Here is a 6,905-nt window from a genome sequence, read left to right on the forward strand (position 1 = left end):
TCCATAAATTTGAGGTAATTGACGTAGTAGACGATGCCGCCTGCATCGGTGTCTTCGAAATAAACCCGACAGCGATGGGTGAACGGCGTAACTCCGTTTTGCGCGCGCATACTCTAGTGCCAGCTCCCGATCTTGCCAATCGTCTTCGACAAGTATTTTTTGTTAATCATCATCACCCCCGAACAAGTCAGCCGTGGGCAGTTCGCCCATGCGCCTGGGCACGTTCAGGCCAAAGTGCAAATAGGCATGCCGGGTGACCACGCGACCCCGCGGGGTGCGCATGATATAGCCCTGCTGAATCAGATAGGGCTCCAGCACATCTTCGATGGTGTGACGCTCTTCACTGATGGCAGCGGCGAGGTTATCCACCCCCACCGGACCACCATCGAACTTCTCGATCATGGTCAGCAGCAGACGCCGGTCTTGGTGATCAAAGCCGCGCTCATCGACGTCCAGCAAATTCAGCGCCAGATCGGCGATTTCCCGGGTGATATCGCCCTGCGCGCGCACTTCGGCAAAGTCGCGCACGCGGCGCAGCAGGCGGTTGGCGATACGCGGCGTACCGCGGGCACGACGGGCAATCTCGAAGGCGCCATGGGGCTCGATCGGCAGGCCGAGAATCCCCGCCGAACGCATGACGATGGTGGACAGATCCTCGGTGTTGTAGAACTCCAACCGCTGGACGATGCCGAAGCGGTCACGCAACGGGTTGGTCAGCATGCCGGCGCGCGTGGTGGCGCCCACCAGGGTAAACGGCGGCAGGTCAAGCTTGATCGAGCGCGCGGCCGGGCCTTCGCCGATCATGATGTCGAGCTGAAAGTCCTCCATGGCCGGATACAGCACTTCCTCGACAATCGGCGACAAGCGATGAATTTCATCGATAAACAGCACATCACCCGGCTCCAGATTGGTCAGCAACGCCGCCAGATCACCCGGCCGCTCCAGCACCGGACCCGAGGTGCTCTTGATCGAAACGTTCATTTCCTGGGCGATGATATTGGCCAGGGTGGTCTTGCCCAGACCGGGCGGGCCGAAGATCAGGGTGTGATCGAGGGCCTCGCTACGGCCACGGGCCGCCTGGATAAACAGCTCCATCTGCTCGCGCACGCTCGGCTGGCCGATGTATTCGGCCAGCTTAAGTGGGCGAATGGCACGGTCAACTTGCTCATCACGGTCACGCGGGGCGGCAGTAATCAGGCGATCAGCTTCTAGCACTAGACCATTCCCTTCAGGGCTCGACGAATCATATCTTCACTGCTCAAACCGTCTTCCTTAATAGCTGAGACGGCGCGACTGGCTTCCTGGGGTTTGTAGCCGAGCGAAATAAGTGCACTGACCGCATCATTCTCCGCGCTTGAGACTGCACTACCACCGCGAGGTTCCACCACCAGGTGCGACATGCCGGGCACGGTTTCCCAGGCCTTGAAGCGGTCTTTCAACTCAACTAACAGACGTTCGGCGGTTTTCTTGCCAACACCTGGGATTTTCACCAACACCGACGTATCTTGCGCTTGCACGCAACGCACCAATTCGTCGACCTCAAGTCCAGACATCAGCGCCAGTGCCAGTTTCGGCCCCACGCCGTTGAGGCGGATCAGCTCGCGAAACAGCTCGCGCTCGCGCTTCTCGAAAAAACCATAGAGCAGCTGCGCATCCTCACGCACCACCAGATGGGTGTGCAAAGTCAGCGGTTCGCCTACCGAGGGCAGACGGTACAGGGTGGTCATGGGCACTTCCAGCTCATAACCCAAACCATTTATGTCAACAATCACATGGGGCGGCTGCTTTTCCGCCAGGGTGCCGCGCAAACGTCCGATCACCGCTGCTTTCCTTAAAAATAACGTTACAAACGAAGGCGACCGGCGCGCCGCTTGGCACCGACCAGACCATGAGGAATCAGACTCTGCCGATGGTGGGCATGGCATAGGGCAATGGCCAGGGCGTCCGATGCGTCGATCTGCGGTTTTTGCACCAGTTTGAGCAGGTGCATGACCATCAGCTGCACCTGCTCCTTGTCCGCCCCGCCGCTGCCGGCAATCGCCTGCTTGACCTGGGTGGCGGTGTATTCGGCGATATCCAGCCCCGACTCGATGCCCGCGACTATGGCCACGCCGCGCGCCTGACCGAGCTTGAGCGCGGAATCCGGATTGCGCGCCATAAACACCTGCTCGATGCCCATGGTTACTGGCCCGTAGGTTTCGATGACTTCACGCACGCCGCGAAACACCACCTGCAGACGCTCCGGCATCGAACCATTGCCCGTACGAATGCAGCCGGAGGCAACATATTCGCAGTTGCGCCCGGTATCACGCACCACACCGTAACCGGTGATGCGCGAGCCGGGGTCGATGCCCAAAATCAGCGTCATGCCTGTTATCCACTGGTGACGCGACAAGCGCCACACTGTCTATTTATCCAGTTAGCGAGTATAGGGGCGTCGATGGGCTGCCGTCATCCACAACAAGATACCCGGCACGCCAACACGAAAAAGCCGGAAGCGCCCACGAGCGTCTTCCGGCTTACGCCGAGCAATTTCTAGCCCTAGCCAAGCTGCTCCATCAGCTCGTCGGAGATCTCAGCGTTGTGATAGACCTCCTGCACGTCATCCAGATCTTCCAACATATCGATCAGCTTGATGACCTTTTGTGCGGTTTCCAGATCAGTAACCGGCGCACTGATCGACGGGATCATGGCGATTTCCGCCTCTTCAGCCTTGAAGCCAGCCGCACTGAGCGCCTCGTTGACCCCATGGAAATCGGCAAAGCTGGTCGACACCAAAGCCGAGCCATCCTCAGCCATTTCCACGTCATCGGCACCGGCTTCCAGCGCCGCTTCCATCAGCGCATCCTCGCTAACACCTGGGGCGAAGCTGAGCTGCCCCTTGCGCTCGAACATATAGGCCACCGAACCGTCGGTGCCCAGGTTGCCACCGCACTTGGTAAAGGCATGGCGTACTTCGGCGGCGGTGCGATTGCGGTTGTCGGTCATGGCCTCGACGATAATTGCCACGCCGCCCAGCGCGTAACCCTCATAACTCAGCTCGACCACGTTGTCGGCTTCGTTATTACCGGCACCACGGGCGATGGCACGATCGATTACATCGCGCGACATGTTGTTGGTCAGCGCCTTGTCCACCGCCAGGCGCAACCGCGGGTTGTCCGCTGGAATCGGACCGCCATGCTTGGAAGCGACCGTCAGCTCACGAATCAGTTTGGTAAAGATCTTGCCACGCTTGGCGTCCTGACGCCCTTTGCGGTGCTTGATGTTGGCCCACTTGGAATGACCAGCCATAACTCACTCCGGTTATTTCACATTCGATTTCGAGGCGCGAGAGTCCGAACCTCTCCGGCCGCCATAAAGAAGAAGCCTGGTAAACCAGGCCTCTTGTGACGCTTTATTCCGCTTTCGGCTGCTCGCGCAGGCGAATATGCAGTTCACGCAGCGACTTGTTGTCCACCTCACCCGGCGCCTGAGTCATCACGCAGGCCGCGCTCTGGGTTTTCGGGAAGGCAATCACTTCACGAATCGACTGCGCGCCGGTCATCAGCATCACCAGGCGATCCAGACCGAAGGCCAGGCCACCATGGGGCGGCGCGCCGAACTTCAGGGCGTCAAGGAGGAAGCCGAACTTCTCCTGCTGCTCGTCTTCGCTGATACCCAGTACACGGAACACAGTCTGCTGCATCGATTTGTCGTGGATACGGATCGAACCGCCGCCCAGCTCGGTGCCGTTCAGCACCATGTCATAGGCCCGCGACAGCGCGCCGGCGGGGTTGGCTTCCAGCTCGGCTGGGCTGCATTTGGGCGCGGTGAACGGGTGGTGCATGGCGGTCAGGCTGCCGTCGTCGTTTTCCTCGAACATCGGGAAGTCGACGACCCACAACGGTGCCCACTCACAGGTCAGCAGATTGAGGTCGTGACCCAGCTTGATGCGCAACGCGCCCAGGGCCTCGCTGACGATCTTGGCCTTGTCGGCGCCGAAGAACACGATGTCACCATCGACCGCACCAACGCGATCGAGGATCACGTTGATGTTGTCCAGCGGGATGTTCTTGACGATCGGCGACTGCAGTCCTTCCACGCCAGCGGCGCGTTCGTTGACCTTGATATAGGCCAGGCCCTTGGCACCGTAGATGCCGACGAACTTGGTGTATTCGTCGATCTTGCTGCGCGGCATGCTCGCCCCGCCCGGTACGCGCAGCGCCGTAACGCGGCACTTCGGATCGTTGGCCGGACCACTGAACACCTTGAAGTCGACGGCTTGCAGCTGATCGGCCACGTCCACCAGTTCCAGCGGGTTGCGCAGGTCCGGCTTGTCGGAACCGAAACGACGCATGGCTTCGGCCAGGGTCATGTGCGGAAGCGTGCCGAATTCGACGCCCAGCACTTCCTTGAACAGCTGGCGAATCATCTTCTCGGTGATAGCCATGATGTCGGCTTCATCGAGGAAGCTGGTTTCGATGTCGATCTGGGTGAATTCCGGCTGGCGGTCGGCACGCAGGTCTTCGTCGCGGAAGCACTTGGCGATCTGGTAGTAACGGTCGAAGCCGGCGACCATCAGCAGCTGCTTGAATAGCTGCGGCGACTGCGGCAACGCAAAGAAGCTGCCGGCGTGGGTGCGGCTCGGCACCAGGTAGTCACGCGCGCCCTCAGGGGTGGCGCGGGTGAGGATCGGCGTTTCCACATCGAGGAAGCCGTTTTCATCCAAATAACGACGGATGCTGCTGGTGATGCTCGAGCGCAGCTTCAACTTGGCCGCCATCTCCGGGCGACGCAGGTCGATAAAGCGGTAGCGCAGGCGAGTTTCTTCGCCGACATCGGTGTATTCGTTGAGCGGGAACGGCGGGGTTTCCGCTTCGTTCAGCACTTCCAGCTCGTAACCCAGCACTTCGATAGCGCCGGAGGCCATATTGGCGTTGCCGGCACCGGCCGGACGCAGACGCACCTTGCCGGTGATTTTCACCACGTATTCGCTGCGCACTTTATCGGCAGTGGCGAAGGTCGCCGCGCGATCCGGGTCGAATACCACCTGGGCCAGACCTTCGCGGTCACGAATGTCGAGGAAAATCACCCCGCCATGGTCACGACGGCGATGTACCCAACCGCAAAGGGTGACTTCCTGGCCGTCCAGGCTCTCGTTCAGTTGGCCGCAATAATGGCTGCGCATCATGGTGGTGGTCGCTTCTCTTGAGTCTTGAATTCGTTGGGTCGCATGGCTGCGACGCTCGTTGGCCGGACAACCGGCTGGCGCAGGCGCCATTTTCCGCAATTGCGCTGCCTTTTAAGGGGCGCGAAACGATCAGCGGCGCATTACATAGCCAACTGCTCGCCCGGCAAAACACGGCAAAGCCCGGGATTATATATGGTTAAGCCGCTACTTGCAGCCGCCACCCCACGCGCTTTTGCCAGCCCTTCCTATACTGAGCCGTGCAGCACTCTGACCGTCGAATAGTGGAGAGACTTATGGCCACACCAAACCTGGCTGAAATACCCAGTGATTTGCTGGCAGATTTTCGCCAGGAATCTGCCGAACAATTCCAGCGTTGCGAACAGTTGCTGATCGAACTTGAGCACGCCCCCGATGACCGCGAGCGTCTGCGCGAACTGTTTCGCCTGGTGCATACACTCAAGGGCAACCTGGGTTATATCGGTTTGGATACGCTGATGAGCGTGCCGCAAGCCGCCGAGGATGTACTGTCGTGCCTACGCGAGGGCCAATTGAGCTTCGACAGCCTGCTGGGCGATATCCTTTTACTGACCCTCGACCACCTGAAAGAGCTGATCCAGCACGCACTCGGCGGCCCGCCAGCGCAGCTCAAACCAACCCAAAGCCAGGCGCTTAGCCAGGCGCTTAGCGCCTTGGCACTGGCCCCAAGCGCCCAACAAACCGACATGCGCAGCGCTCTACTGCAACAACTCGACCCCAGCTCACGGCCACCCGCAGCCATGGCGACGGGCGAAACCGCTGCCGCCGAGTTGCTCAGACGTTATGGCATCGAAGCCGACGCCGATCTGCTGTTCTTTGTCGACCTGATGCAAGCCAGCGAGCGTCGCTCACACTTCTGGCAAGGCCGCGGCCTGCGCCAGCTCGACCTGGCCCTGGCGATCAACCAACTGGGCGGCAACCCGGAACAACCCGAGCAACTGGCGGCAGCCATCTGCCTGCACGACCTGGGCATGGCTTTTCTGCCACTGGAGATGCTGCACAAGGAGGCACACTTCAATCGCGAAGAACGCCGGCAGATGCAATCGCACCCACGCCTCGCCTACGACCTGCTCAAGCGCATGCCGCGCTGGGACGCCGCCGCAGAAATAACCCTGCAACATCAGGAGCACGCCGACGGCAGCGGCTACCCCAAAGGCCTAAAAGAAGTCGAAACCTGCCCCGGCGCCCTGATTATCAACATCGTCGATACGTTTGACGCCCGCACCCATGAGCGCGCTCATCAAACCCTGAATAAACGCCCGCTGCTGCGCGCGATCCTGGAAATCAACAACCTCGCTGGGCGGCAATTCAGCGCCCACTGGGTCGAATTATTCAACCAGACACTGCAACAGCACCCCGAGCTAGCGCATCGCTAAGCCGCAGAAAAATTGAACCCAGCCCCAGCAATAGCCTCCAACCATCACTTTCATTGATATAAACCACGATAAAGCTCGGTAAACCCCATGATAGGCTCCAGCCCATCATGCGGGCAGCCAAGCCCCGAGCCACCTGAGAGGAGAAATACTATGGAAATCAATATCGGCATTGCCGAGCAGGACCGCGCCGCCATCGCCGAAGGCCTGTCGCGCCTGCTCGCAGACACCTACACCCTGTACCTGAAAACCCACAATTTTCACTGGAACGTCACCGGCCCGATGTTCAACACCCTGCACCTGATGTTTGAAGGTCAGTACACCGA

The 6,905-nt window shown here is 59.9% G+C and carries 7 protein-coding genes and 1 pseudogene; 2 read left to right on the plus strand and 6 right to left on the minus strand.

The genetic code is table 11. The features are described 5' to 3' along the window. From WA145_RS10750 to aspS, 6 genes and pseudogenes are all read right to left on the minus strand, one after another. A pseudogene (locus tag WA145_RS10750) lies at positions 1-110 on the minus strand (4-hydroxybenzoyl-CoA thioesterase); the annotation flags it as partial. A gap of 52 nt (positions 111-162) precedes the next feature. Next, positions 163-1,215 carry a Holliday junction branch migration DNA helicase RuvB gene (ruvB, locus tag WA145_RS10755; protein WP_422581574.1) on the minus strand — a complete coding sequence of 351 codons (1,053 nt, stop codon included), beginning with the start codon at positions 1,213-1,215 and terminating at the stop codon, positions 163-165. Continuing rightward, positions 1,215-1,820 carry a Holliday junction branch migration protein RuvA gene (ruvA, locus tag WA145_RS10760; RefSeq protein ID WP_422581575.1) on the minus strand — a complete coding sequence of 202 codons (606 nt, stop codon included), beginning with the start codon at positions 1,818-1,820 and terminating at the stop codon, positions 1,215-1,217. Before ruvA ends, ruvB begins: the two co-directional genes overlap by 1 nt. A 23-nt stretch (positions 1,821-1,843) precedes the next feature. Then, the gene (ruvC, locus tag WA145_RS10765; protein WP_422581576.1) at positions 1,844-2,368 is read right to left on the minus strand and encodes a crossover junction endodeoxyribonuclease RuvC; all 525 of its coding nucleotides are present in this window, start codon (positions 2,366-2,368) and stop codon (positions 1,844-1,846) included. A gap of 173 nt (positions 2,369-2,541) precedes the next feature. Further along, a complete protein-coding gene (locus WA145_RS10770) occupies positions 2,542-3,291 on the minus strand; it encodes a YebC/PmpR family DNA-binding transcriptional regulator (protein ID WP_422581577.1) in 750 nt (249 codons plus the stop codon). A 103-nt stretch (positions 3,292-3,394) separates the two neighbouring features. Next, positions 3,395-5,170 (minus strand): aspartate--tRNA ligase, encoded by a 1,776-nt coding sequence (gene aspS / locus WA145_RS10775; RefSeq protein WP_422581578.1) that lies wholly within the window; start codon positions 5,168-5,170, stop codon positions 3,395-3,397. Positions 5,171-5,463: 293 nt separating this feature from the next. Here aspS and WA145_RS10780 point away from each other — a divergent pair, with 293 nt between their 5' ends. Then, the gene (locus WA145_RS10780; protein ID WP_422581579.1) at positions 5,464-6,582 is read left to right on the plus strand and encodes an HD domain-containing phosphohydrolase; all 1,119 of its coding nucleotides are present in this window, start codon (positions 5,464-5,466) and stop codon (positions 6,580-6,582) included. Positions 6,583-6,732: 150 nt separating this feature from the next. Further along, a partial coding sequence (locus WA145_RS10785; protein WP_422581580.1) for a Dps family protein occupies positions 6,733-6,905 on the plus strand: 173 nt, incomplete at its 3' end.

It is taken from the genome of Pseudomonas sp., assembly GCF_049301935.1.
GTDB lineage: Bacteria > Pseudomonadota > Gammaproteobacteria > Pseudomonadales > Pseudomonadaceae > Aquipseudomonas.